Source organism: Cypionkella sp. PAMC25878, assembly GCF_058135695.1.
Genome location: NZ_CM176871.1, coordinates 2,159,073 through 2,180,808, shown reverse-complemented (window position 1 = coordinate 2,180,808; position 21,736 = coordinate 2,159,073). Strand labels below are relative to the sequence as shown.

Below are 21,736 nucleotides of genomic sequence, written 5' to 3'. Positions count from 1 at the left end.
CTAAACCATGCCCGGAGTGGAGCAGCGGCTTTGCAGAAACTTCCATCCATGCGCGCGTTACAGGCTTTTGAGGCCTTTGGCCGTCTGGGCAGTGCCACGGCAGCTGCGGCTGAACTGGGCGTGACGGTGGGGGCTGTCAGCCAGCAGCTGCGCAAAGCCGAGGCAGAGGTCGGGCTGCGCTTGGTCGAACGCAAGGGTAAGTTAATCGCCTTGACGACTCGCGGGAGGCTTTATCATGATGACGTCAAAGCCGCGTTTGATGCGCTGCGCGACGCGCAAAGAAAAATAGAGCGCACGCGCTCAGAAGCTACACTGACGATTTCCTGCCTGCCGTCGCTGGCTTCGAAATGGATCGGTGCGCAGTTGTTCGATTGGCAATCCGCGCATCCGACAGCAACGGTGCGTTTGATTGGAGATGATACTGAACCTCGCTTTGGAACAGACGATGTCGATTTCCGCCTGTCCTACGGCGATCTGATAACCCGCTTTGATCATCGGACCGAGCTGTTTACAGATTGGGTCGTCCCCGCCTGTTCTCCTGCGCTCCTCACCCGGCTCAAACTGGAGGTGCCCGCTGACATACTCGATGCGCCGCTTTTGGGGATCGAATGGGATCGCGCACAGGGTGCGGCACCCGGCTGGAGCGCTTGGGCGGCCCATGTTGGCGTGCCGCGGCGCAAAGCACTGGGGGAGGTTGCCTTTTCGATGTCCAGTGCTGCGATTGATGCGGCGATCAACAGCCGGGGCTTTGTATTGGCGCAGCTTTCGATGGCAGCCGAGGATATTGCGTCGGGACGACTTGTCGTGCCCTTCGACATCCGACTTAAACTGCCACAACCCTATTCGTTGGCCTGGGACCCCGCAGCACTGGAAAAACCGTTCGGAACCGAGTTGCGAAGCTGGATTCAGTCGATTTCTCGTCGGCAAAAGGCGATTTCGGCACCACAGACAAACTAGTCCGCCTGCTGTGATCTGCGCATGGGGAAAAGCGCGACGCCGATCTTTATGCCGACGCCACAGCTGAAGCTGTCGAAACCGCTCGATCTGACGCGGGATCTCGCTATCGCTCCGGCGGCAGGGTCGGGTTGTCCTTGATGCAGCCGAGGACTACGCTGGTCTCGATGCCGAAGACGCCGGGGAATTCGGCCAGAATCTCGCGGATGTAGCGGTTGTATTCCTTCACGCTGGGGATGCGGATGGTCAGAAGGTAGTCATGTGCGCCGGTGATCAGCGCGCATTGCTGAAACTCCGGCTGGCGGCGGACGCAGTCCTCGAACCGCTCAATGGTGTCCCGATCATGACTTTTCAGCTTGATGAAGACGTAAAGCTGGGTTTCCAGCCCGCATTTTTCCGGGTCAATCTCGGCCCGATAAGCGCGGATCACGCCCTGTTCTTCCAGCGCACGGATGCGCCGTCGCACCGGGGTTGGCGAAAGCCCCACCCTTTCGGCCACCGCCTCAACGCTGGCCCGGCCATCTTCGACCAGAGCCGATAGTATTTTTCGGTCAATTCTATCCAATTCCATAGCGCAAAACCTCTATTTCCTACGCAATTTATGGCGAAAATAGCCGGACTTCTCTCTGGATGACAGTCTAATATTGCCTGCATAACCGCAGACCAAAGCGAGGCTTCCATGACCAACGACAGTGATTTCCGCCGCACCCATATCGGCGGTCACCGCCTGCATCCCTCGACGCAGATGATGTCCTATGGCTACGACCCGAAGATGTCCGAGGGCGCGGTGAAGCCGCCGGTTTTCCTGACCTCGACCTTTGCCTTCACCAGCGCCGAAGAAGGCGCGGAGTTCTTTGATGTGGTGGCGGGACGCAAACCGGCACCGCAGGGCGGCGGCGCGGGCGGGTTGGTCTACAGCCGCTTCAACCACCCCAACACCGAGATTGTCGAAGACCGTTTGGCGCTGTTCGATGGCGCCGAGCGCGCGCTGCTGACCTCCTCCGGTATGGCTGCGATTTCGGCGGTGTTTTTAACCCATACCCGTCCCGGCGATGCCATTGTGCATTTCACGCCGCTGTATGGCGGCACCGAAACCCTGATTGGCAAGGTGCTGACCGGCTGGGGCATCAAGCCGATCCCCTTCACCGACGGGTTGTCGGATTCGATGCTGCTCTATGCGCTGGAAAAGGCCGCGCGGCATGGGCCGGTGAAGATGGTCTATCTGGAAACCCCGGCCAACCCGACCAATGCGATGACCGATATCGCCATGGTGCGCCGCGTGGTTGATGAATGGGCCGAGGTTTCGGGCCAGCGCCCGCTGATCGTCTGCGACAACACCATGCTGGGGCCAGTATTTCAACGCCCGATCGAGCTAGGGGCCGATATCTGCGTCTATTCACTGACGAAATATGTCGGCGGCCATTCCGATCTGGTGGCGGGCGGCGTGACGGGCCGCGCCGATCTGATCAAGCCAATCCGCCAAAGCCGCAGCGCGTTTGGCTTTCAGCTTGACCCGCATTCAAGCTGGATGCTGGCGCGGTCGATGGAAACTCTGACCCTGCGAATGGAGCGGGCGGCGGAAAGTGGTTCCAAGGTGGCGGCATGGCTGGCAGCGCAAGACATTCTGCCCTGCAAGGTGCTGCACCCGAACCATGCGATCAGCCTGGCAGAACGCGCGGTTTATGATCGGCAATGCACCGGCCCCGGTTCGACCTTTGCGCTGGTGGTCGACAATGACCGCGCCTTGGCCTTCCGTGTGGTCAACGGTCTGCAACTGTTCAAGCTGGCGGTCAGCCTTGGCGGCACGGAATCGCTGGTCTGCCACCCGGCCTCGACCACCCATTCTGGCGTAACGGCAGAGGCACGGGAACGCGCAGGCGTCACCGAAGGGCTGATCCGGCTCTCGGTCGGGCTGGAGCATCCCGACGATCTGATTGTCGATCTGAAGACGGCACTGGAAGGCGCAGTTCGCGGCTAAGCCGGGCGCTGCTGGGACATCAGACGGGAAAACCCGTGGCACAGGATCACGAAGCCATGGAAGTTTTGCGCGCACGGCTGTTGTGACCGGTCTGCTTGACTGTCACAACGCCAATCCTCTGCGCGACAGGGGCGTTGGCGCTGTGAAAGGGGGCGGGGACAAGCTTCGTCCGCCCCGATGGTAGCGATCCTGCCGCTAGGCTATGCGCCCAACTCCATCGCGAGCGGCGATCCGGCTCGGATTTCGATCAGGGTCGGAAAAGCGCGTCCAACCGACCGCGCCAATTCCGCTGCAAAGGCCACACTGTCGTCCGGACGGCTTGCGGCACAGCCCATCGCGGTGGCGATCCCGGTGAAGTCAGGGGTAAAAATATCGACGCCGATCTGCGGTATGCCGCGATCTGCCATGAAGGCCTTGATCTCGCCGTAACCCGCATTGTTCCAGACCACGATCGCCACCGCGATACCAGCCTCCACCGCCGAGGCGAGTTCCTGAATGGAAAACTGAATACCGCCGTCGCCCATCAGGCAGACAACCGGACGCAGAGGCGCCGCCAGTTTGGCCCCGAAGGCGGCGGGCATCCCATACCCCAGCGTGCCGTAGCCGGTGCTAGAGTTGAAATAGGATCGCGGGCGCGGGGCCTGATAGAACTGATTGGCACAATAGACAGGCTCGGTCTGATCGCCCGCAACAATCACATCCGGCAGGGTGCGGCTGACCAGATCCATGATCCGACCGTGAGTTTTGCAGGCAGGCCACAGACCATGCATTACCGCGGCCCGGATTGACGCCGCGCGCGCGGCACCTGCGCGATCCTCGCGGTTACCCCCCAACGCCGCAATCAATGCTTGCGCTGCAAGCTTCGCGTCCGCTGCAATCGGAATATCCGCTGAAAAATGTGTCACCAACTGCTGCGGATCAATGTCGATGCGGATCAACCTGCCGCCGATTTCAACGGGATGTGGTTCGGGATACATCTCGGTCTCGCCGAACTCGGTGCCGATGGCCAGAACCACATCCGCCTCGGCCAGTGCGCGGCGCAATGGCTCCATGCCAAGATTGCCCGTCAAAGCGCGCGGATCAGACGGTGGAAGGATGCCCTTGCCGTTGATGGTCATGAACACCGGCGCGTCCAACAGGTCCGCAAGCGCGCGTATTTCCAGAGCCGCATCCTGCGCCCCGCCCCCGGCGATGATCAGCGGGCTCTGGGCCGCGCGCAGCAGTGCCGCCGCCTTTGCGATTGCCCCGCTTTGCGCGGCAGGGCGCTCCGGCAGAGCCCAAGCAATGGGTTGGCTGTCATCGACTTCGGCCACGATAACGTCCAGCGGAATTTCGATATGCACCGGGCGTGGCCGCGCCGAAGAAAACACCGCGAAGGCGCGCGCCAGAACCTCGGGCAGTTGGACCGGGTCCAGCACGGTATGGCTGAAGGCGGCCACTCCGGCCACCAGACCGCTTTGCGACGGCAATTCATGCAAGCGCCCCTGCGCCATACCCAGATGCCGCCGATCATTGACGCTGGAAATCACCAGCATCGGCACGGAATCGGCATAGGCTTGGCCCATGGCCGTGGTGATGTTGGTCATCCCAGGACCGGTGATGATGAAGCACACACCAGGCTTGCCGGACACCCGCGCATAGCCGTCTGCCATGAACCCGGCCCCCTGCTCGTGGCGCGGGGTGATATGGCGGATGCGTGTGGCGGGCAGTCCGCGATAAAGCTCAACCGTATGTACGCCGGGGATGCCGAAGATCAGCTCGACCCCATAAGCTTCCAGCAATTTAACCAGATATTCGCCGCATGTCGCCATAATCCGCCCTCTATTTACCCGCAGCCGAGTCCGCACCGGATCGGCCCGCCGCACAGCCCGCTCGGAATTGTCGATGTGCCGCGCTCTGTTGAAGTTGTTGGTTCAGGCCGCGTCCCTGCTCGGGAACAGCACACAATCCTCGGCCCGGAAACCGATCTTGACCCGGTCGCCCCGAGAAAACGACATGCCGCGCCCACCCGGCTCCACCACCATCAGCGTCCCTGCGCTGCAACTGACGTGGTAATGATTTTCGGCCCCCATGCTGATCGCAGTGACCACCGTCGCCGGAAACTGATTGGCGCCTGTCATCCGGTCATCTTCATGCGTGCCCACAATGGAGATGCGCTCTGGCCGGATTCCGACCTTGACGGCCACATCGTCGCCAAGACCGGGGTTTCCGGTGGTAAGGACTACCCCTGAGTCCATGACAACATTGGCAAAACCGCCGCTGTTGTTCAGCTTGAGGCTGCCGCCAAGCCAGTTGCTGCGGCCAATAAATGTCGCAACAAACTGCGTCGCCGGACGCGAGTAGATGTCGCTGGGCGAGCCTTGCTGGTCAATCCCGCCTCGATTCATCACGATGATCCGATCTGCGAGGCTCATCGCTTCATCCTGATCATGGGTCACAACGATGGTGGTAGAGCCCACCTCGGTCAGAATACGCTTCAGCTCGGCCCCAAGTTCTTCGCGCAATTTTGCGTCCAAGGCTGACAGCGGCTCGTCCAGCAGAACCAGTTTGGGTTTCGTAGCGAGGACCCGGGCCAGAGCGACGCGCTGCTGCTGACCACCACTCAACTGCTGCGGGCGGCGGTCTCCGAAATCCTCAAGCTGCACGAGCCGCAGCATTTCATCCACCCGGCTTGCAATTTCTGCATTGGGCCATTTCCGGTACTTCAAACCGTAAGCGACGTTTTCCCGTACGCTCATATGGGGAAACAGCGCGTAGTGCTGGAACAACAGCCCGACGTTGCGCTCATAGGGGCGTTTGCCGATCATCGACTCGCGGCCGATTGCAATGGTCCCGATATCGGGTTCCTCAAAGCCCGCAATCAGGCGCAGCGTGGTGGTCTTGCCGCAACCGCTTGGTCCCAAAATCGCCAGAGTTTCGCCCGCAACGGCGGAGAAGCTGAGGCCAGCGACGGCACGGACGCCCCCGAAGGATTTGGCGACATTGTCGAATGTGAGAACGACCTCATTTGACGCATTCATGATCTGTGCTTTCAACGAAAGGTGCCCTGACCGATGGCGCGGTTCAGGCCGACAAGTTTCTCAAGGAGAACAATCAGGAGGATCGTCATCGCCATCAGCATCACCGACGCCGCCGCGATCGACAGGTTGAAATTGGCCCGCATACTGCTGATCAGCGCAATCGGCAGCGTATAGGTTTTGGCATCGGTCAGCATGATCGAGACGGCGACATCATCCATCGAGACCGCAAAGGCAAAGATCGCCCCACTGACAATACCGGTGCGGGCCAGCGGCAAGGTGATGTCCCAGAAAGCGTGCCGTTCATTGGCGCCAAGGATCAGCGCAGCCTCGGTATAAGATTTGTCGATGCCGGATATCGACGCCAGCGTGGCGCGGATCGTATAGGGCACCGTGATGATGATATGGCCACACAACAGCCGGGCGAAGCCGTCAATCACCCCAATCTTCGACAAAAACAGCAGCAAGGCGAAGCCAGTGACCACGGGCGGCACCACAAGCGGCGACAGGAAAAACGACACCATTGCCTCCTTGCCGCGAAAACGCGCCCGATCAACGGCATAGGCGGTGGCCACTCCGGCAAAAAGCGAGATGGTGACCGATAGGCAGGCCAGCTTGACGCTGGTGACCAGACCATTCAGGAAATAGCTGTCCGAGAAAAACGCGCTGAACCACCGCAGTGACAAAGCCGGTGGTGGCAACGGCCCAAGGTAATCCCGCGCGTCAAAGGCCATCAAAGTGGTGACAGCGATGGGGGTTAGCAAGAACAGAATGATCAGACAATTCATCGCCTTGCAGGCAAATCGGATCAGGTCATCAGCACGGCGACCAGTCATTGTTGCCACCATTTGTTGACCATATGGGTCATTGCATAAACGATCAGCATCGCCAGCACGAACAGCACGACCGATATCGCCGCTCCACTCGGGTAATTGGCGATCTCGCTGAAGCGGGTGTAGATCAGGTTGGAAATGAACAGCACGCGCCCCTTGCCCAAGATCATCGGGATGACAAAAGCACTGATCGAAAAGGTGAACCCGAACAGGAAGGCCGCGAGAATACCGCGCATACACAGCGGTAGCGTCACCGACAGATGCGCTTGCCAAGCCGGGGCACCCAGCACCTGCGCGGCGTCGGTCAGCCTTGGGTCGATGTTTTGATAGGTTCCAAGCAGGGTCAATACCGACATCGGGATGATGTAATGCAGCAGGCCCACCCCGACGAGAATCTCGATATAGCCCCGGCTGTTGGTTGAAATGCCCAGCGACTGCAGGACGGGCCCAAGCGGCCCGGTCGCGCCGAACGTCAGTTCCAAGGCGTAGGTTCGCACCAAAACGCTGAGAAACATCAGGGTCACAAAAAAGCCGACGGCAATGACCCGCCAGTCCGCAGGCAGCTTTCGGGCCATCCAATAGGCCAGTGGCAGTGAAAAGAACACCCCCGCCAGCGACGCGAACAGGCTGATGCGCAGGGTCTGAAAGAAGAACCGGGCGAAGGAAGGCTTGACCAGTTCGCCGTAGTTGGCAAGCGTAAACGGCGCATCGGCAGCCGAACCGATGCTGCCCGGAACATAGGTATGCAGGCTTTCAACGAACAAACCCGCCATCGGCAAGGTGAAAAGCATCAGAAAGATGGTCGCAGCAGGCAGGAACAGGGGGTTTGGTAAACGATTGTTAAACATGCTTCTGTGTCCCCCTGCCCTTTATCAGTGATCTACATCAGTGATCTACGCCTGTTCGCTTAGAGCAGCGGCGCGATTTCATCTTCCCAGCGCTTGGCCCACGCGTCCTGCTGCGTCAGCACGACGTTGAAATCCGGCACATAGACGAATTTGTCGAATTCCTCGGGCGTGAACGACAGATGCTTGAGGTTGTCAGGCGTCTTGGCTTTCACATTCAACGGGGCCTCGCCGGCAACCTGAGCATAAAGTTCGCTCATCTCGGGGCTGATCGCGAAGTTGATGAAGGCCAGCGTGGCATCAAGGTTGGGCCGGTTCTGGAACACCGCAAAGCCGCTTTGATACAGAAACACCGGCATACCTTCGGTTTTGGTCAGGCGGGCCACCGGGAAAGCCTCGGCCACCGAGGTCAGCTGCGGTTCCGAATAGAACCCTGCGACGGTTTCGCCGCTGGTCAGCGACGTGGTGAAATCGGTGTCCGTCACAGCGATCCGACCAATGTTGCCGGAGGCTGCCAGTTTTTTCATCAGCTCCCAACCCGGCTCCAGATTGTTCTCGTCGCCGCCCGCGTGCAGGGCCAGCGCCACCAGTTGCAGCATCATGCTCTGGGTCGGGCCGGGCCAGCAGATCTTGCCCTTCAGGCTCGGGTCGAACAGATCGTCGATGCTCTTGATCTCGATCGGGCATATGTCCGAGCGATAGGCGAAATAGATACCGCCCACAGCACGCGGCACCGCCATCCATTCGCCTTTGGCATTTTTCACGATGATCTTTTCAGGAATATCGGCCAAGTTCGGCACCATTTCCACGGTGACCGGCACCAGCCAGTCTTCTTTGAGCATACCGTTGAACGAGCCTTCCCAGCCCGCAACATAATCAAACTCGGCAGTCGGCCAGGTTGCCTTGATCTTGGGCAGGATCGCGCCGGACCCACCCTGATGCAGCACCCAGTTGATCGTCACCGCATCTTGCTTGGCCGCGATCTGCTTCATCGCATCGACCACACCACCGCCCCATTCGACGACGGTAAGCTCGGTGGTACTCGCGGCGCGGCTCATGAAGCCGATCGAACTTGCCGCAAAAGTGGCGGCGGCGGTCTGCAGTGCTTGCCGTCTGGTAAACGAAGTCATGTCAGTCTCCCCATGGACGTTTGCGACATTGCCCGCATCGGTTGACCCGCACGGCCGTCTGCGAAGATGGTTGCAAACACCAAAGGACTGAACAATATCGAATTGCCAAAGCGTAGTTTTCGGCACATCAATGTAACGGGCGTCCGGTTTTCGCTGCGGCTCGGATCGGCTTCGCTGGCATTGACGCACAGCACAAACCGCGCATCCAGACCATGGTTTCTCCGAAAGGGGCTTGAATGCTGAGCAATCTCACCGAAGGCGATATTCGGCTTCTCAAGGTCTTTGCCAAGGTTGTGGAAGCTGGCGGGTTTTCGGCGGCGCAAATTGATCTGAACATCAGCCAGTCGACGATCAGTACCCACATGACCTCGCTAGAGCAGCGGCTGGGCGTCAGACTTTGTGAACGGGGGCGCTCCGGTTTCCGTTTGACCGAGCGCGGCCAGCTTATCTATCAGGCCAGCCAGCGCCTGTTCATGGCGCTTGACGAGTTCCGCTCTGACGCAGGGGCCGCGCGGAACTGCCTGACCGGTAATCTTGCCATCGGAATGCTGGATAGCCTGATCACCAACCCCGTCTGTTGCCTGCATCAGGCCATCGCGGCCTTCCATCACAAGGCCCCCGAGGTTCAGTGCAGCATTCGTGTCACTTCGCCCTCTGAAATCGAGCGTATGGTGCTGGAGGGCAGTTGCGATATGGGATTGGGGGCCTGCGGCCAACATTCACCCTATTTGGAGTATGAAGATATCTTTGAAGAGCGGCAGGCGCTGTACTGTGGCCACGGCCATCCTCTGTTTGCCCCAGATCATGAGATCGGGATAGCCGATCTGAAGGATCAGCAATTCGTGCGCCGTGCCTATGCTGCGCCAGAAAAGCTGCCACCCGGGATCAAACTGGCATCAACGGCGGTGGCTGACTTGATGGAAAGCGTCGCGGCGTTCATTCTGTCGGGCGTCTATATTGGCTTCCTGCCAGTGCATGTCGCACAACACTGGGTGGCGCTCGATCAGATGCGTCCAATTCTGGAACCAACCCTAGGTTACCAGAATCCCGTCTATCTGGTCACCCGCAAGACTGAGGAAAAGAAACCGGTCCTATCGGTGTTTCTGAAAGAACTTCGTTTGGCGCATGGCCAACAGCCAGCCCAGAAAAATGCCGCCAAGCGGATGGTTGGGCTGCCGAGAGCCGTCGGATAGCGGGCATGGGTCAGTGCTTCAGAACCTGACTGAGAAACAGTTTTGTCCGCTCATTCTTGGGCTGGGAGAAAAATTCATCCGGCGGGGCAACTTCGACGATTTTGCCGTGATCCATGAAGATCACCTTGTCGGCGACCGTCTTGGCAAAACCCATCTCGTGGGTCACGCAGATCATCGTCATGTGGCTTTCGGCCAGCTCCACCATGACATCCAACACTTCTTTGATCATTTCCGGGTCCAGCGCCGATGTCGGTTCATCAAACAGCAAGATATGCGGCTCCATGCAAAGCGCTCGCGCAATCGCCACGCGTTGCTGCTGACCGCCGGAAAGCTGGCTGGGAAACTTGTGAGCCTGTTCGGCAATCCGCACCCGCGCGAGATATTCCATCGCCAGCGCTTCGGTTTCTTTGCGCGATTGATGCCGCACCCGGCGCGGTGCGAGGGTCAGATTGTCCAACACCGAAAGATGCGGAAACAGGTTGAACTGCTGGAACACCATGCCAACCTCACGCCGCACATGCTCGATGTTCTTGATCTGATCGGTAAGCTCGACGCCCTCGACGAAAATCTGCCCGGATTGATGTTGCTCCAGCCGATTGATGCAGCGGATCGCGGTCGATTTTCCCGACCCCGAAGGACCGCAGATCACGACCCGCTCGCCCTTGGCCACGGTCAGGGAAATGTCCTTCAGAACCTGAAACTCGCCATACCATTTGTTGACGTTGCGCATCTCGATCATCGGTGCGGAAGGGTCTGGCAGGTCTGCCATTTTTCTCTCCAGTATTAGCGGGAAATCCGCATCCGTCGTTCCAGAACGCGGGAACCAACGGTCAGCGGGTAGCACATGGCAAAATAGATCAGCGCCACCAGACCATAAATCAGGAAGGGCTGGAACGTCGCATTGGCGACAATCTGGCCGGATCGGGTCAATTCGTTAAAGCCGACGATTGAGGCCAAAGCGGTGCTTTTCAACAGTTGCACCAGAAAGCCGACCGTCGGCGGCACCGCGATCTTCAGCGACTGCGGCAGGATCACATAGCGCATCTGCGTCAGGAAATTCATCCCCAAACTGGCACTGGCGTCCCATTGCCCGCGCGGAATGGCATCGACACAGCCGCGCCAGATCTCGGCCAAAAACGCGCTGGCATAGCAGGTCAGCGCAATCCCCGCTGCAGCCAGAGGTGAGACTTCAACCCCTAGCAGCGGCAGCCCAAAAAACACCAGAAACAGTTGCAGCAACAACGGCGTGCCCTGAAAAAGCTGAATGTAAAGCGAGGTCGCAACGCCCCCAACCTTCGGCGCGCCATAACGCCAGAGCAACAGCAGCGTCGCCCCGGTAGCGCCTCCGACAAAGGCGATGGCCGACAGCAACAGCGTCCAGCGCGCGGCCAGCAGCAGGAAAGGGATAATATCGGCAAGTGACAGCGTAACCATCAGCGTTTCCCCGCAAAAAGCTGTCGTCCGGCGCGGTTGAACAACCAGCGCATCAGCAGTGCCATGCCCAGATAGATCAGGGTCACCGCAAAGTAGGTCTCAAACGCGCGATAGGTGCGCGATTGGATCAGATCGGCCGCATGGGTCAGATCGGTGACAGCGACCTGTGAAACAACCGCCGATTCCAACATGGTAATCACAATCTGACTGACCAAAGCCGGATAAACCACGGCAATCGCTTGCGGCAGAACGATATAGATAAACGTCGAGATCGGCGCGATGCCCAGCGCAAAGCCCGCTTCGCGCTGCCCCGGTGGCACCGCCTCAATCCCCGCCCTGACAATCTCGATGCCATAAGCCGTCAGGTTGATGGTCATCGCCAAGGCTGCCGCCTCGAAGGCCGTCAGCTTCACGCCAAGGCTGGGCAACCCGAAAAAGATAAAGAAAAGCTGCACAATGAACGGCGTGTTGCGGATCAGTTCGACATACACTCCGACGAGCCTGCGCAACCAGCCAGGACCCCATAGGGCCGCAGCCGCCCCGCCGATGCTCAGCGCCATGCCAACGGTTGCCGCAATCGCCGTCAAACCAATCGTGAGGCCCGCCCCATGCAGGAGCAGGCCGATATTTTCCGAAATCGCACTGAAATCGAATGCGTAACCCATGGTTGACTTAGAAACCTTCGACCAGCGGTTGCTTCAGCCATTTCACGGCCAAATCGTTCAGCTCGCCATCGGCTTTCATGGCCACCAGTGCCGTGTTCAGCGCCTCTTGCAGCCGTGTCTCGCCCTTCTTCACCGCCATTTGCGACGGCGAAGTCAGCAGCAGGAACTTCTCAACCGGCTCAATCGCCGGGTTCTGCGCAAGGATTGTGGCACCCACATCATTGCCAACCACCATCAACTGCGCTTGACCAGAAAGGAACGCCGAGATCACGCCGCTATAGTCGCTGTAGCGCTGGATGTCGGCATCTGCCGGGGCAACCTTGGTCACTTCGGTGTCTTCCAGAGTGCCGCGGTTCACCGCGATGGTTTTGCCCGAAAGGCCAGCCGCGTCTTTGACATCGACATCTTTCGGACCCATGACTGCGATATAATAGGGGGCATAAGCATCCGTATAGTCCACCACCTGCGCCCGCTCGTCACTGTAGCCGATGCTCAGCAGCAGATCGACTTTGCCTTCGGTCAGAAACGGAATCCGGTTCTGCCCGGTAATGCCGACCAACTCGACCTTGACGCCCAGTGCTGCCGCAAGCTTGTCTGCAACTTCTGTGTCATAGCCCTCGATTTTCATGCTGGCATTGAGCGAGGCGAAGGGCGGGAAATCTTCAAAGATTCCAACCTTGATGACGCCTGCTTTGGTGATGTCGTCCAGCGCATCCGCACGCGCAGGTTCCATGGCACCCACCAAAAAGCTGGCGGCCAAGGCAAGGCCGCAGCTCAAACTGGCACGGCGGGAGAGAGAAAATATCATGTGATCCTCCTGATTGTTGGGTTCATACGCGTTGCTTTTGACACGTCTGGGGCCAGTGTCGTTGGTTCTTCTGCCTGTTCAATAGTGATGATCCGAAACTCAGTTTGGCCAACATCCATGTAAGCACGGGAACGGCTGAGCATTGGCCAAGTGCGGAGTTCACTGTGTCCCCCGTCACCATAGCCCATAGGCTACTCCCCTAACATCGCCGATAACGATCTCAAATAGAATCAACACTGCACCTCGGGATCGCATCCCCATGAATGCTATCGACCAACGCAGAGCTATCTTGCGTATGAAGCTGCAAACTGACCATCTGGTCGAATCTTTCGATAACACTATCAGGGCAGAGCGGAGCTTGATCTCGGGCTGCTTCGTTTTGATAGGGTTCAATATTTGTACAAATTGCCAAGGAGTTAGGCAAAAATTCCTATGTCGAAAATATTGTCGACAAAATTATTGACAAAATGGTCCGCAATTCTGACAGTAGAAGCAGGACGACTGCACTCGCCGCAGCGTTCATCATCTGCCCGCGAATCCCGGCGAAAGACCGAGACGAGACGGGCCCGCAACAGGGACAGACCATGTTTTTCAAATCCACCCTGCTGGCCGGCGTAGCCATCGCCTGCTTTGCCACCGCCGGATCGGCGCAGACTCTGCGTTGGGGCGCTGCCCGCGACATCAACTCGCTGGACCCGTATTCCTACGGCTCCACCTTCACCATCAGCTTTCTGAACCACGTCTATGAAGGCTTGGTGCGCTACAATGCCGATCTTCAGATCGAACCAGCATTGGCGACCGAATGGGAAGTGCTGCCAAACAACATCTGGCGCTTCAAGCTGCGGCACGGCGTGAAATTCCACGACGGCGCTGACTTCACGGCGGATGATGTGGTGTCGTCGCTGGCGCGCGTCAGCCACCCCGACAGCCCGCTGAAAGGCAACCTGCCCGCCTATAAATCCGCCACCAAGGTCGATGACTACACCGTCGATATCGAACTGGTGGGCACCTATCCGTTGCTGCTGAACGATCTGACCAACATCCACATGTTCGACGCAGGCTGGCTGAAAGAGCATCACGCCGAACTGCCGACCGATGTCGCCAAAAAGGTCGAAGGTTATCCGACCTTCAACGCCAACGGCACAGGCCCATTCATCGTCGAAAGCCGGGTGCCCGACAGCAAGACCGTGCTGGTGGTCAACGATAACTGGTGGGATACCCCCAAGCACAACCTGAAACGCATCGAATTTACCCCGATCGCCTCGGATGCAACCCGCGTCGCCGCCCTGCTGTCGGGTGAGATCGACTTCACCGAAAAAGCCCCGGTGCAGGATCTGCCGCGCCTTGAGGCCACCCCGAGCGTCAAGGTGATGGAAGCGAATGAATTGCGCACCATCATGTTCGGCTTCAACTTCCACGACAAACTGGCGAACGGTCAGCCGAACTTCTTCCAGCACAAAGAAATGCGCGAGGCTGTGGCGCTGGCCATCGACCTCAACCTGATCCGCGACAAGGTGATGCGCGGCAAATCCCGTGTGACCGGCACCGTCGTCGCCCCGGCGATCCCCGGCTATGATGCCGCCTTGGACGTGCCGACCGCCTACGATCCCGACAAAGCCGCCGCGATGATCAAGGAACTCGGCGCCGAAGGCTTTGCGTTTGAAATCGTCTGCGCCAATGATGTGTGGCTGAACGAGGAAGAAATCTGCAACGCCATGGTCTCGATGCTGACCCGCGTGGGTCTGAAGCCGACGCTCAGCATTGGCCCGAACGCCGTGCAGCAGATCAAACAGACCAATGGTGAAGCCGATATGTTCAGCTTTGGCTGGGCGAACGAGCCGATGCTGGATGCCTATTCGATCCTGCTGCAAGTGTTCCAGACCAAAAGCGACAAGGCCGGGGTGTTCAACTGGGGCGGCTGGTCCTATCCTGAACTGGATAAGCTGATCATCGCAGCCTCGACCGAACTGGATCGCACCAAGCGGCTGGCTTTGGAATCGCAGGCGCTGAAGATCGTGAAGGATGAGTCGATCATGCTGCCGTTCCACCAGCAGCCGATGGCTTGGGCGACCTCTGACAAGGTGGAAAGCGTGGTGCAGCTTTCGGACAACAAAGGTCGGCACTGGCTGACCCGGATGACCGAATAAGCGAAATCGCTGGCCCGGCGTATTGCGCGCCGGGCCCCACCCCTTACGGAGCCAGTCACATGATTGTTTTCCTGATAAAACGGCTGGCGAACGCGGCTTTTGTCATGCTTGTCGTAGCCTTGATGGCCTTCATGATCTTCCGCTTTGTCGGCGATCCGGTGCAGCTGATGGTCAACGAACAGACCACCCAGGCCGAGCGGGATGAGTTGCGCGAACGCCTTGGCCTCAACCAATCCATGCCGATGCAATATCTGCACTTTGTCACCAACGCCGTGCAGGGCGATTTCGGAATCTCTTACCGCAACCAGCAAGAGGTGATGAGCCTGATTGCCGAGCGTTTCCCCGCCACCATCGAACTGGTGCTGATGGCCACGATCATCTCACTGGTGGTCGGTGTGCCGCTGGGGGTGATCACCGCCATCCATCGCGGCAAATGGTATTCCGAAAGCCTGCAGTTTCTCTCGATCATCGGCGTCTCACTGCCCAGTTTCGTCATCGGCATCATGCTTATTCTGGTGTTCTCGGTGATGTTCAACATCCTGCCCGCGTTTGGTCGCGGGGATGTGGTGAACATCGGCTGGTGGACCACCGGCCTGCTGACCCCTTCGGGCCGCGCCGCCCTGATCCTGCCCTCTATCGCCTTGTCCTTCTACCAGATCACTCTGGTCATGCGCTTGGTGCGCGCCGAAATGCTGGAAGTGCTGCGATCCGACTTCATCAAATTCGCCCGCGCCCGTGGCGTGCCTGCCTGGCGCGTGCATTACAGCCACGCCCTGCGCAACTGTCTGATGCCGGTGGTGACGATGACCGCGATGAACATCGGCTCCCTGATCGCCTTCGCGCTGATCACTGAAACCGTTTTTCAATGGCCGGGTATGGGGCTGTTGTTCATCCAAGCCGTCACCTTTGTCGATATCCCGGTGATGGCCGCCTATCTCTGCATCGTCTCTTTCATCTTTGTCGCGCTGAACACGCTGGTGGACATCACCTATGCGCTGATCGACCCGCGCCTGCGCAATGCAAAGGCCTGATCCATGACCGTAAACCTTAGCTCTCCAAGCCTGCTGGCCCGGATCCGCCAAAGCGATCTGTGGTACTCGTTCACCCGCCAACGCAGCGCGGTGTTTGCCGCCGCCCTACTGGCCGTGCTGATCATCAGCGCCTTCACAGCACCACTCTATGCGCCACAAAACCCGTTTGACCCGGCGCAACTGGAGTTGTGGAACGCCGAAATCCCACCGATCTGGCTGGAGGGTGGCCAGTGGCCCTACCTTCTCGGCACCGACACCCAAGGCCGCGATATCCTGTCTGCAATCCTGTATGGCTCCCGCATCTCGATCCTGATCGGCATCGCCTCGGTGGTGTTCGCGCTGATCATCGGCATCGGATCGGGGCTGGCTGCGGGCTATTACGGCGGCTTTGTCGAAAACGCCCTGATGCGGGTGGGCGATATTCTGCTCTCGATCCCCACCATCCTGATCGCCATTCTGGTCAGTGCCATCGTCCGCGAACTGCTGCCGCCCGCCCTGCGAGATGTTGGGGCTGCGGGCGTGCTGGTGCTCGCCATCGTGCTCAGTGGTTGGGTGCAATATGCCCGTACCGTACGTGCCCAAACGGCGGTGGAGCGGCGCAAGGAATATGTGCAGGCCGCCCAACTGCTGAAAGTGCCCGCCCGTCGCATCATGTTCAGTCACATCTTGCCCAACACGCTGACTCCGATCCTTGTCGCCGCCACGCTGAACTTCGGCATGGCGATCCTGACCGAAGCCACTTTGTCTTTCCTTGGCATCGGAATGCCGCCCAGCCAGCCCAGCCTTGGCACGCTGATCCGGCTTGGCAACCAATTCCTGTTCTCTGGCATGTGGTGGATCGTGCTGTTCCCCGTGCTGCAACTCTGCCTGCTTGTCGTGTCGGTCAACCTTCTGGGTGACTGGCTGCGCGATGCCCTGAACCCGAAACTGAGGTAAGTGATGACCGATCTTTTGATCCGCAATATCCGTCCGATGGCTGGGGCTGCCACCGACATGTTGATCCGCGCGGGCCGTATCGCGGCGATTGGCCCGAACCTTGCCGCCGATGGCGTGGCAGTTGAAGACGGCCAAGGCGCGATTGCCATCCCGGCGCTGGTCGATGCCCACACCCATCTCGACAAAACCACTTGGGGCATGGGCTGGTATGCAGGCCGCAAGGGCGGCGATCTCCAAGACCTGATCGACAACGAACGCAACGAGCGTATCCCGCTGTGCCTCGACGTGCACCGCCAATCCATGCGGCACGCCTTGCAGTTGATCGCCAACGGCACCGGCCATATCCGCAGCCATGTCGATGTGGACCACGACCACAAGCTGACCCTGCTGGAGGGCAAGCTGCGCACCCGTGGCGCGCTGCAAGGGGCTGTCGATATCCAAATCGTCGCCTTCCCGCAATCTGGCCTGATGATCCGCCCCGGCGTTTATGACTTGCTCGACGAAGCCTTGGCGATGGGCGCCGATGTGGTCGGCGGGCTTGACCCGTCGTCGATGGACCGCGACCCGAAAGCCTCGTTGGATGCGATCTTCCGGCTGGCCGAAAAGCACGGCAAACCCATCGACATTCACCTGCACGAATACGGCGAACTCGGGGCCTTCACGCTGGAAGAAATCATCACCCGCACCCGCGCCCACGGGATGCAGGGCAAGGTCGGTGTGTCGCATTGCTTCTGTCTGGGCATGCCCAACCCGCACCGGGTTGGCCCGTTGATGGAGCAGGTGGCCCGCGAAGATATCCGCATTTTCACCACCGGCCACCCCTCTGCCGAAGTCCCATCTCTGCAAGACATGCGCGCGGCAGGTATCAAGGTGGGGATGGGCTGCGACGGTATACGCGACACTTGGGGCCCGTGGGGACAGCCCGACATGCTGCACCGCGCCCGCATCGTGGGGATGAAAAACCGCATGCGCCGCGATGACGAGTTGGAACTGCTGCTCGATACCGCCTCGCGCGGCGGGGCCGATGCGATGGGTCTTGAGGCTTTGGGGCTGGTGGTTGGCGCTGTGGCCGATCTCACGCTCGTCGCAGGCGAAACCCTCGCCCATGCCGTCGTCGAAGAATCCCCCCGCCCGCTGGTGGTCAAAGCTGGCCGCGTGGTCGCCCGCAATGGTGCGCTGACCCTGCCGGGGATCACCATGCCATGAGTGTATTTCAAGACCTGAAGCTTGGCGAGCACCCCACAGGCCGCACCGCCCTCACCGCTGATTGGGTGCTCGGCCATGCTAACGGCGGCCATTGCCTGATCCCCAACGGCGAAATCGTCTTCGAATCCGGCCGCATCCTGCATGTCGGCCAACCCTTTGAAGGCGAAGTCGCCCGCCGCATCGCCCTTGGTCGCGCCCTGATCTCGCCGGGCCTGATCGACCTTGATGCGCTCTCCGATCTCGACACCACCATCCTCAGCATCGACCACAACCCCGGCTGGGCCAAAGGCCGGGTCTGGCCGCGCAGCTATATCGAGCGCGGCCCCTATGAGATGTATACCCCCGAAGAACTCTCCTTCCAGAAACGCTACGCCTTCGCGCAACTGCTGCTGAACGGCATCACCACCGCCGCCCCAATCGCCTCCCTGTTCTACCGCGCATGGGGCGAAACCACCGCCGAATTCACCGCCGCCGCCGAGGCCGCAGGCGAGATGGGCCTGCGTGTCTACCTCTCCCCCGCCTACCGCGCGGGTGGCATGGTCTTGGATGCCCCCGGCCAAATGCGCCCGCAGTTCGACGAACCCCGCGGCATGGCGGGCCTGAACGACGCCATCGCCTTCATCGCCGCCCAAAATGGTCGCCACAACGGCCTGATCAACGGCATGCTCGCCCCCGACCGGGTGGAAACCTGCACCGCGTCCCTGCTGAAACGCACCATGGACGCCGCCCGCGATCTGGATTGCCGCGTCCGCCTGCACATGGCGCAAGGCGCGATGGAGGTGCAGACCGTCCAAGCCCTGCACGGCACCACCGCCCCCGATTGGTTGGCGCGCGAAGGCCTGCTCAACGACCGCATCCTCGCCCCCCATGCCACCAATGCAACCGAAACCGACCTCGCCCACTACGCAGAAAACGGCATCAGCGTCGTGCATTGCCCGCTGGTTTCGGCACGCAGCGGCTCCATCCTGCGCTCCTTCGGCGGCCTTCGCGCGCGCGGCATCAACATCGCGATGGGCACCGATACCGCCCCCGCCGACATGCTGTTGAACCTGCTCACCGGCCTGATGACCGCCCGCATCGCTGACCCCACTGCCCCGCACCAGCAAAGCGCCGATTTCTGGGATGCCGCCACTTTGGGCGGTGCCCGCGCCTTGGGCCGCACCGATATTGGCTGCCTGAAACCCAATGCCCGCGCCGATATTGCGGTGTTCCGACTGGATGATGCCATAATGACCCCGGCGATTGATCCGATCACCACGCTGATCGCAGGCGGCTCTGGCAAAGTCACCCAAGCCACCTTTGTCGACGGTCGCCTGTCAATGTGCGAAGGCCGCGTCGCAGGCATCGACATGCCCACCGCCCAAACCCGCGCCCAAGCGCAATTCGACGGCCTGCTGGCAAAATACCCCGAGCGCAGCTGGCAGCACCGTCCAGTCGCTGAATTGTTCCCGCCAAGCTACCCGATCCGACAGGAAGCACAGCCATGACCCAAACCCCCATGCTTGATGTCCGCGCCCTGCGGGTGGAATTTCCTGGCCGCCACGGCACCGTCACAGCCCTTGCCGATATCAGCCTAACCATCCAGCCCGGTGAAATCCTTGGCGTAGTCGGCGAATCCGGCGCGGGTAAATCCATGACCGGATTGGCCGTGTTGGGCCTGCTGGAGCCCCCCGGCCATGTCGCGGGCGGTGAGGTCTGGCTGAACGGTCGCCGTATCGACCAATTAACAGATCGCGAAATGGAAAAGGTCCGTGGCCGCGAAATCGGCGCGATCTTCCAAGACCCGCTCACCTCGCTCAACCCGCTGTTTTCGGTCGGCAAACAACTGATCGAAACCATCCGCCTGCATTTGCCGCTGAACCGCACCGAAGCCCGCAACCGCGCCATCGCTTTGCTGGCCGAGGTCGGCATCCCCGGCCCCGAAACCCGCGTTGACCACTTCCCACACCAATTCTCAGGCGGCATGCGGCAGCGCGTGGTGATCGCCCTCGCCCTCGCCGCCCGCCCGAAACTGATCATCGCGGATGAACCCACCACGGCCTTAGATGTCTCGATCCAAGCCCAGATCACTTCGCTTTTGCGCCGCCTGTGCAAAGACAACGGCACGGCGGTGATGCTGGTGACGCATGACATGGGCGTCATTGCCGAAACCGCCGACCGGGTGGCGGTGATGTATGCCGGGCGCTTGGTTGAAATCGGCCCGGTGGCCGATGTGATAGCCCGCCCCAGCCACCCTTACACGCGCGGCCTGATGGGCTCGATCCCCACTTTGGGCGCACGGGTGCCACGTCTGCAACAGATCGATGGCTCGATGCCGCGTCTGGATGCGATCCCGCAAGGCTGCGCCTTCAACCCGCGCTGCCCGCAGGTGATGCCGCGCTGCCGCGTTGAGCGCCCGCACCTGCACCCCAGCGGATCGGGCCAAAGCGCCTGCTTTCTGAACCAACCCGCACAGGAGAGCGCCGCATGAACGCCCCCACTTCCGCCCTCACCGTCACCCACCTGTCGCGGCTGTTCAACGTCTCGGCCCCGTGGCTGAACCGGGTGATCGAGCGCAAGCCCAAAGCCTATCTGCGCGCCGTGGACGACATCAGTTTCAGCGTACCCTCTGGTGGCTGCCTCAGCCTTGTCGGCGAAAGCGGCTGCGGCAAATCCACCGTGGCGCGGTTGGTGACCGGGCTTTACAGCCCGACCACGGGCCAGATGCAATTTGCCAATGGCAAGAACGGCAAGCCCTTGGCAGCGCAGATGATTTTCCAAGACCCCTATGCCAGCCTCAACCCGCGCTGGCGGGTGTTCGACATCATCGCCGAACCTTTGCGCGAGTTGAAACTGCGCGACACCGAGGCTGAAATCACCGAACGCGTCGGTGAACTGCTGACCACAGTGGGCCTTGCCCCCCGCGATGGCCGCAAATTCCCGCATGAGTTTTCCGGCGGCCAGCGCCAGCGCATTTCCATCGCCCGTGCCCTTGCGACCGAGCCCGAGTTTCTAGTTTGTGACGAGCCGACCTCGGCCCTCGATGTCTCGGTGCAAGCGCAAATCCTCAACCTGATGCGGCGCTTGCAGGATGAAATGGGGCTGACCTATCTGTTCATCAGCCATGACATGAGCGTGGTGCGCCACATGTCCGACCAGATCGCGGTGATGTATCTGGGCCGCATCGTCGAACAGGCGGCCACCGAAGTGCTGTTTGCCAACCCTAAGCACCCCTACACGCAGCTTCTCTTGGAAACCATTCCCAACGTCACCGATCCCAAGCGCGACCGTGAGGTGCAATCGGGCGAGGTACCAAGCCCGATGAAACCGCCCTCAGGCTGCACCTTCCACCCCCGCTGTCCGCAAGCCGACGCGCGCTGTGCGGCGGAACGCCCCGAGATGCAGGCCTACAATGACGGCAGCCGCGTCGCCTGCCACCGCGTCGCGGAAACCATGGCCGCGTTGGCCGTGTCGCTGGTAGGCGAGCGCCGTCTGTCGGCGTAATCCTATGGGGCTCTGAATTAACAAACGCCAAGGGCAGGAAATTGCCCTTGCGCAGCCGATCTGAGCAACGCCGCTT

Annotated in this window: 20 protein-coding genes; 10 read left to right on the top strand and 10 right to left on the bottom strand. The window is 60.2% G+C overall.

Annotated elements, in window-relative coordinates; translation table 11 throughout:
- Positions 1-30: 30 nt before the first annotated feature.
- A complete protein-coding gene (locus ACS5RD_RS10555) occupies positions 31-957 on the top strand; it encodes a LysR family transcriptional regulator (protein ID WP_489931145.1) in 927 nt (308 codons plus the stop codon).
- Between the two features lie 103 nt (positions 958-1,060).
- Here the strand turns inward: ACS5RD_RS10555 and ACS5RD_RS10550 are convergent, their stop codons facing one another.
- Positions 1,061-1,525, bottom strand: a complete 465-nt coding sequence (locus ACS5RD_RS10550; protein WP_489931144.1) for an Lrp/AsnC family transcriptional regulator — start codon at positions 1,523-1,525, stop codon at positions 1,061-1,063.
- Positions 1,526-1,633: 108 nt separating this feature from the next.
- Between ACS5RD_RS10550 and ACS5RD_RS10545 the strand changes: the two genes are divergently transcribed.
- Positions 1,634-2,932 (top strand): cystathionine gamma-synthase family protein, encoded by a 1,299-nt coding sequence (locus ACS5RD_RS10545; RefSeq protein ID WP_489931143.1) that lies wholly within the window; start codon positions 1,634-1,636, stop codon positions 2,930-2,932.
- Positions 2,933-3,132: 200 nt separating this feature from the next.
- On the opposite strand, the gene ACS5RD_RS10540 is transcribed toward ACS5RD_RS10545, so the two are convergent.
- From ACS5RD_RS10540 to ACS5RD_RS10520, 5 genes are all read right to left on the bottom strand, one after another.
- The gene (locus tag ACS5RD_RS10540; RefSeq protein WP_489931142.1) at positions 3,133-4,743 is read right to left on the bottom strand and encodes a 5-guanidino-2-oxopentanoate decarboxylase; all 1,611 of its coding nucleotides are present in this window, start codon (positions 4,741-4,743) and stop codon (positions 3,133-3,135) included.
- A 102-nt stretch (positions 4,744-4,845) separates the two neighbouring features.
- Complete coding sequence (locus ACS5RD_RS10535; protein WP_489931141.1) at positions 4,846-5,952, bottom strand: ABC transporter ATP-binding protein; 1,107 nt, start codon at positions 5,950-5,952, stop codon at positions 4,846-4,848.
- Between the two features lie 11 nt (positions 5,953-5,963).
- Entirely contained in the window at positions 5,964-6,785 is an 822-nt protein-coding gene (locus ACS5RD_RS10530; protein ID WP_489931140.1) for an ABC transporter permease, read from the bottom strand.
- A complete protein-coding gene (locus ACS5RD_RS10525) occupies positions 6,782-7,630 on the bottom strand; it encodes an ABC transporter permease (RefSeq protein WP_489931139.1) in 849 nt (282 codons plus the stop codon). Before ACS5RD_RS10525 ends, ACS5RD_RS10530 begins: the two co-directional genes overlap by 4 nt.
- 59 nt (positions 7,631-7,689) lie before the next feature.
- Positions 7,690-8,757, bottom strand: a complete 1,068-nt coding sequence (locus ACS5RD_RS10520) for an ABC transporter substrate-binding protein (RefSeq protein WP_489931138.1) — start codon at positions 8,755-8,757, stop codon at positions 7,690-7,692.
- Between the two features lie 236 nt (positions 8,758-8,993).
- On the opposite strand from ACS5RD_RS10520, the gene ACS5RD_RS10515 reads away from it, so the two are divergent.
- Positions 8,994-9,950, top strand: coding sequence for a LysR family transcriptional regulator (locus ACS5RD_RS10515; protein ID WP_489931137.1), 957 nt, complete (start codon positions 8,994-8,996; stop codon positions 9,948-9,950).
- A gap of 10 nt (positions 9,951-9,960) precedes the next feature.
- Here ACS5RD_RS10515 and ACS5RD_RS10510 read toward each other — a convergent pair whose 3' ends face one another.
- The 4 genes from ACS5RD_RS10510 to ACS5RD_RS10495 are packed head-to-tail and all read right to left on the bottom strand — an operon-like array spanning position 9,961 to position 12,857.
- Positions 9,961-10,719 (bottom strand): amino acid ABC transporter ATP-binding protein, encoded by a 759-nt coding sequence (locus tag ACS5RD_RS10510; RefSeq protein ID WP_489931136.1) that lies wholly within the window; start codon positions 10,717-10,719, stop codon positions 9,961-9,963.
- Positions 10,720-10,733: 14 nt separating this feature from the next.
- Complete coding sequence (locus ACS5RD_RS10505; RefSeq protein WP_054008859.1) at positions 10,734-11,384, bottom strand: amino acid ABC transporter permease; 651 nt, start codon at positions 11,382-11,384, stop codon at positions 10,734-10,736.
- Entirely contained in the window at positions 11,384-12,049 is a 666-nt protein-coding gene (locus ACS5RD_RS10500) for an amino acid ABC transporter permease (RefSeq protein ID WP_489931135.1), read from the bottom strand. Before ACS5RD_RS10500 ends, ACS5RD_RS10505 begins: the two co-directional genes overlap by 1 nt.
- Positions 12,050-12,056: 7 nt before the next feature.
- A complete protein-coding gene (locus ACS5RD_RS10495) occupies positions 12,057-12,857 on the bottom strand; it encodes a transporter substrate-binding domain-containing protein (RefSeq protein ID WP_489931134.1) in 801 nt (266 codons plus the stop codon).
- 584 nt (positions 12,858-13,441) lie between these two features.
- On the opposite strand from ACS5RD_RS10495, the gene ACS5RD_RS10490 reads away from it, so the two are divergent.
- Genes ACS5RD_RS10490 through ACS5RD_RS10460 form a run of 7 tightly spaced genes read left to right on the top strand, consistent with a single transcriptional unit; the run spans position 13,442 to position 21,660 of the window.
- Positions 13,442-15,004 carry an ABC transporter substrate-binding protein gene (locus ACS5RD_RS10490; protein WP_489931133.1) on the top strand — a complete coding sequence of 521 codons (1,563 nt, stop codon included), beginning with the start codon at positions 13,442-13,444 and terminating at the stop codon, positions 15,002-15,004.
- A 59-nt stretch (positions 15,005-15,063) separates the two neighbouring features.
- Positions 15,064-16,035 carry an ABC transporter permease gene (locus ACS5RD_RS10485; RefSeq protein WP_489931132.1) on the top strand — a complete coding sequence of 324 codons (972 nt, stop codon included), beginning with the start codon at positions 15,064-15,066 and terminating at the stop codon, positions 16,033-16,035.
- A gap of 3 nt (positions 16,036-16,038) precedes the next feature.
- A complete protein-coding gene (locus ACS5RD_RS10480) occupies positions 16,039-16,971 on the top strand; it encodes an ABC transporter permease (RefSeq protein WP_489931131.1) in 933 nt (310 codons plus the stop codon).
- 3 nt (positions 16,972-16,974) lie between these two features.
- Entirely contained in the window at positions 16,975-18,177 is a 1,203-nt protein-coding gene (locus tag ACS5RD_RS10475; protein WP_489931130.1) for an amidohydrolase family protein, read from the top strand.
- Positions 18,174-19,664: an amidohydrolase family protein gene (locus tag ACS5RD_RS10470; protein WP_489931129.1), complete on the top strand. Its 1,491-nt coding sequence runs from the start codon at positions 18,174-18,176 to the stop codon at positions 19,662-19,664. The genes ACS5RD_RS10475 and ACS5RD_RS10470 overlap by 4 nt, the downstream gene beginning before the upstream one ends.
- A complete protein-coding gene (locus ACS5RD_RS10465; RefSeq protein ID WP_489931128.1) occupies positions 19,661-20,647 on the top strand; it encodes an ABC transporter ATP-binding protein in 987 nt (328 codons plus the stop codon). Before ACS5RD_RS10470 ends, ACS5RD_RS10465 begins: the two co-directional genes overlap by 4 nt.
- The gene (locus ACS5RD_RS10460; RefSeq protein WP_489931127.1) at positions 20,644-21,660 is read left to right on the top strand and encodes an ABC transporter ATP-binding protein; all 1,017 of its coding nucleotides are present in this window, start codon (positions 20,644-20,646) and stop codon (positions 21,658-21,660) included. The genes ACS5RD_RS10465 and ACS5RD_RS10460 overlap by 4 nt, the downstream gene beginning before the upstream one ends.
- The last annotated feature ends 76 nt before the right edge of the window (positions 21,661-21,736 follow it).

Coding starts and splice junctions, on each gene's coding strand:
- ACS5RD_RS10510 (WP_489931136.1), bottom strand. CDS start 10,719: ATGGCAGACCTGCCAGACCCTTCCGCACCGATGATCGAGATGCGCAAC.
- ACS5RD_RS10515 (WP_489931137.1), top strand. CDS start 8,994: ATGCTGAGCAATCTCACCGAAGGCGATATTCGGCTTCTCAAGGTCTTT.
- ACS5RD_RS10525 (WP_489931139.1), bottom strand. CDS start 7,630: ATGTTTAACAATCGTTTACCAAACCCCCTGTTCCTGCCTGCTGCGACC.
- ACS5RD_RS10545 (WP_489931143.1), top strand. CDS start 1,634: ATGACCAACGACAGTGATTTCCGCCGCACCCATATCGGCGGTCACCGC.
- ACS5RD_RS10490 (WP_489931133.1), top strand. CDS start 13,442: ATGTTTTTCAAATCCACCCTGCTGGCCGGCGTAGCCATCGCCTGCTTT.
- ACS5RD_RS10495 (WP_489931134.1), bottom strand. CDS start 12,857: ATGATATTTTCTCTCTCCCGCCGTGCCAGTTTGAGCTGCGGCCTTGCC.
- ACS5RD_RS10470 (WP_489931129.1), top strand. CDS start 18,174: ATGAGTGTATTTCAAGACCTGAAGCTTGGCGAGCACCCCACAGGCCGC.
- ACS5RD_RS10475 (WP_489931130.1), top strand. CDS start 16,975: ATGACCGATCTTTTGATCCGCAATATCCGTCCGATGGCTGGGGCTGCC.
- ACS5RD_RS10540 (WP_489931142.1), bottom strand. CDS start 4,743: ATGGCGACATGCGGCGAATATCTGGTTAAATTGCTGGAAGCTTATGGG.
- ACS5RD_RS10465 (WP_489931128.1), top strand. CDS start 19,661: ATGACCCAAACCCCCATGCTTGATGTCCGCGCCCTGCGGGTGGAATTT.
- ACS5RD_RS10550 (WP_489931144.1), bottom strand. CDS start 1,525: ATGGAATTGGATAGAATTGACCGAAAAATACTATCGGCTCTGGTCGAA.
- ACS5RD_RS10530 (WP_489931140.1), bottom strand. CDS start 6,785: ATGACTGGTCGCCGTGCTGATGACCTGATCCGATTTGCCTGCAAGGCG.
- ACS5RD_RS10460 (WP_489931127.1), top strand. CDS start 20,644: ATGAACGCCCCCACTTCCGCCCTCACCGTCACCCACCTGTCGCGGCTG.
- ACS5RD_RS10535 (WP_489931141.1), bottom strand. CDS start 5,952: ATGAATGCGTCAAATGAGGTCGTTCTCACATTCGACAATGTCGCCAAA.
- ACS5RD_RS10480 (WP_489931131.1), top strand. CDS start 16,039: ATGACCGTAAACCTTAGCTCTCCAAGCCTGCTGGCCCGGATCCGCCAA.
- ACS5RD_RS10485 (WP_489931132.1), top strand. CDS start 15,064: ATGATTGTTTTCCTGATAAAACGGCTGGCGAACGCGGCTTTTGTCATG.
- ACS5RD_RS10505 (WP_054008859.1), bottom strand. CDS start 11,384: ATGGTTACGCTGTCACTTGCCGATATTATCCCTTTCCTGCTGCTGGCC.
- ACS5RD_RS10520 (WP_489931138.1), bottom strand. CDS start 8,757: ATGACTTCGTTTACCAGACGGCAAGCACTGCAGACCGCCGCCGCCACT.
- ACS5RD_RS10500 (WP_489931135.1), bottom strand. CDS start 12,049: ATGGGTTACGCATTCGATTTCAGTGCGATTTCGGAAAATATCGGCCTG.